Origin of the sequence: Amycolatopsis rhizosphaerae, from assembly GCF_007713715.1 — a bacterium.
In the GTDB taxonomy this organism is placed as follows: domain Bacteria; phylum Actinomycetota; class Actinomycetes; order Mycobacteriales; family Pseudonocardiaceae; genus Amycolatopsis_E; species Amycolatopsis_E rhizosphaerae.
This window is the reverse complement of sequence record NZ_VJWX01000724.1, coordinates 1-2,487: the sequence shown is the minus strand read 5'-3', so window position 1 is coordinate 2,487 and position 2,487 is coordinate 1. Positions and strand designations below refer to the sequence as shown.

The 2,487-nt window shown below is 67.8% G+C and carries 5 protein-coding genes; 2 read left to right on the top strand and 3 right to left on the bottom strand.

Annotation, left to right across the window (positions count from 1 at the left end; all coding sequences use genetic code 11):
• Together FNH05_RS36055 and FNH05_RS36050 are read left to right on the top strand one after the other, a co-directional pair.
• Window positions 1-251, top strand: a 251-nt coding sequence (locus FNH05_RS36055; RefSeq protein WP_222426815.1) for a type II toxin-antitoxin system Phd/YefM family antitoxin, incomplete at its 5' end; no start/stop codon positions are given.
• A gap of 3 nt (window positions 252-254) precedes the next feature.
• The gene (locus FNH05_RS36050) at window positions 255-521 is read left to right on the top strand and encodes a type II toxin-antitoxin system RelE family toxin (protein WP_144593317.1); all 267 of its coding nucleotides are present in this window, start codon (window positions 255-257) and stop codon (window positions 519-521) included.
• 102 nt (window positions 522-623) lie between these two features.
• On the opposite strand, the gene FNH05_RS36045 is transcribed toward FNH05_RS36050, so the two are convergent.
• The 3 genes from FNH05_RS36045 to FNH05_RS36035 all read right to left on the bottom strand — a co-directional run.
• On the bottom strand, window positions 624-977 hold the full coding sequence (locus FNH05_RS36045) for a hypothetical protein (RefSeq protein WP_144593316.1): 354 nt from the start codon (window positions 975-977) through the stop codon (window positions 624-626).
• 1 nt (window position 978) lies between these two features.
• On the bottom strand, window positions 979-1,437 hold the full coding sequence (locus FNH05_RS36040) for a hypothetical protein (protein WP_144593315.1): 459 nt from the start codon (window positions 1,435-1,437) through the stop codon (window positions 979-981).
• A gap of 249 nt (window positions 1,438-1,686) precedes the next feature.
• The coding region (locus FNH05_RS36035; RefSeq protein ID WP_144593314.1) for an ABC transporter ATP-binding protein at window positions 1,687-2,487 on the bottom strand (801 nt) is incomplete at its 5' end.

The window sequence follows — 2,487 nt, the reverse complement described above, 5'->3', positions numbered from 1 at the left end:
TGACAGAGCTTCCGATCAGCGAAGCACGTAACCACCTGGGCGATGTGGTCGCGAGAGTGGAGCATGCCCACGAGCGGGCCGTGCTGACCCGGCACGGGCGTCCCGTTGCCGCGGTCGTCTCCATCGACGACCTCCGGGCCTTGGAAGCGGCGGAGGACGAGGCTGATCTGCTTGCCGCGCGCGAGTCTCTCGCCTCTGAGGAACGTCGCGTGCCGCACAGCGAGATCCTGTCCGAGCTTGGTCTCGTTTGATCCGTGCAGTACAGCATCGAATGGACGGCACCTGCCGCTCGAGAGCTTCGCAAGCTTGATCGATCGGTGCAGCGCCGAATCGTGCGTGCCGTCACGGAACTCGGCTCGGATCCCCGGCCTCCCGGGGCGAAGGCATTGGTGGGGCACCCAGCGGGCGTTATGCGGATTCGAGCCGGCGACTACCGGGTCGTATACGAGATCGAGGATGACCGGGTGCTTGTCACCGTTGTGCGCGTCGCCCACGGTCGCGAGGTGTACCGCAAGCTTTGATCTTCATACCCGACGGGTCACCAAAGGTTGCCTCGCGGGGACGGGGGTCAGATGCCCGGTGGGGCTCGGCGCTTGCCGCCTCCTCCGCACGGCGCAGGCTTGTCATTCCGTGTTCTTCGGATGTGCGGCTGCCGCGAGAATTACCCATACGATGCGTCGTTCGGGATCGGGGCAGTACCAGATCCTGCCTCCGGCGGTGACCTCGTACTGCCACTGCCGCAGCGTCCGTCCGCCGATTTCACGGATGCCGAGGCTGCCCTTGAGTCTGTGCTGCCTCGCCGGGTTTTCGGGTGCCTCGGGCCGCTCGGTGAGGATGATCCACGCCTCCCACGTGTTGGCCCGGGCCGCTTGGCACAACTCTTCCCAGCCCTTTGCCGCTTCGGAGGTGGCGAAACGGGCTTCCCAGCCGCCCGGAGGCGCGGGAGGGGCGACGCGATCACCGCGTTTGGCGGGCACCTCAGATGTCCGTGGGGGCCGGGATGGGGCCGAAGTCGTCGCTGAGCGGCTCGCTCAGTTTCCCGGCGAGTGCCGGATCGGCGTGGATGGCCGCCGTGTTCTTCCACTCCCGGACCGTCTGGGCGAGCACGGACCACTGCCCCAGTTCGGCCGAAGCCTGGAACGCTCGCGCGAAGTCGAGGACGAACTGGGCGCGGTCCTCGGCAGGCAGCACGTCCACCCACGGGAACTCGTCCAAGAGCGCTTCGGCCGCGATTTCGCGAGGAAGGTGGACCAGCACGTTCCTGAGCGCGCGCGCGGCCGCGACCGAACCTTCCGAGGCGGACCGCAGCCGGTCCTCCCTGGTCAGCAGCAGGGTGGCACCGTCACGACGGCGAACGCGAACATCGCCCTCATCCGCGAGGGCGGCGACGCTCTTCGGGTCACGTTGCAGCTCACTCCACTGCACTTCGGTGGTCATGACCCGAATTCTGAACTTTTTCAGAAGACTTCGCAACCGTCACGCCTGCCGCGACGCCGGTTGCGCCGCCCTGCCACCCCCTGTGCAGGCCACTCACTCCCGGCCGGAGGGACTAGGGCAAGCCGTGAAGGGTCCCTTCACAGTCAAATCGACCGTGAAGGGTCCCTTAACGGCCAACACTCACGCGACTTTGCCGGAGCCCTGGTGGATACGGCTGTGAGGGGCCCCCTCACGGCGCCCATCGTGTGCTCAGGCCACCTGCTCGTCCTCGCCGTCGTCGAGGTAGGCCGCGGCCTGGAGGGTGAACAGCTCCGCGTAGTTGCCGCCGAGCGTCATCAGCTCGTCGTGGGTGCCCTGCTCGACGAGCTTGCCGTGGTCGAGGAAGAGGATCTTCTCCGCCTGCCGCACCGTGGAGAACCGGTGCGAGATGTACAGGGTCGTGCGCCCCTCGGCGAGCGCGCGCAGCCGGGAGAACAGGTCGTGTTCGGCCCGCGCGTCGAGGGCGGACGTCGGTTCGTCGAGGATCAGGATCGGCGTGTCGCGCAGGAAGGCCCGGGCCAGGGCGATCTTCTGCCATTCCCCGCCGGAGAGGCTCACGCCTTGGTCGAACCAGCGTCCGAGCGGGCTGTCGTAACCCTTGGGCAGCCGTTCGATCCGCTCGGCCACGCCGGCGCGGCGGGCGGATTCCACGATCCGGTCCCGGTGCTCCAGGTCGGCCAGCTGCCCGAGTCCGATGTTCTCCGCCGCGGTGCCCTGGTAGGTCACGTAGTCCTGGAACATCGCGCTGATCTGCCCGCGCAGCGCGTCCGGGTCGAACTCGCGGATGTCGGTCCCGTCGAGCAGGATGCGTCCGCCGGTCGGGTCGTACAGTCGGCACAGCAGTTTGAACAGCGTCGACTTGCCCGCGCCGTTGCGGCCCACCACGGCGACCGTTTCCCCTGGCCGGATCTCGAAACTGACGTTTTCCAGCGCGGATTCCTCGGCCCCGGGGTAGCGGAACGACACGTCCTCGAACTCGACGTGCCCCTGGACGCGGGCGGGGAGTGGTTC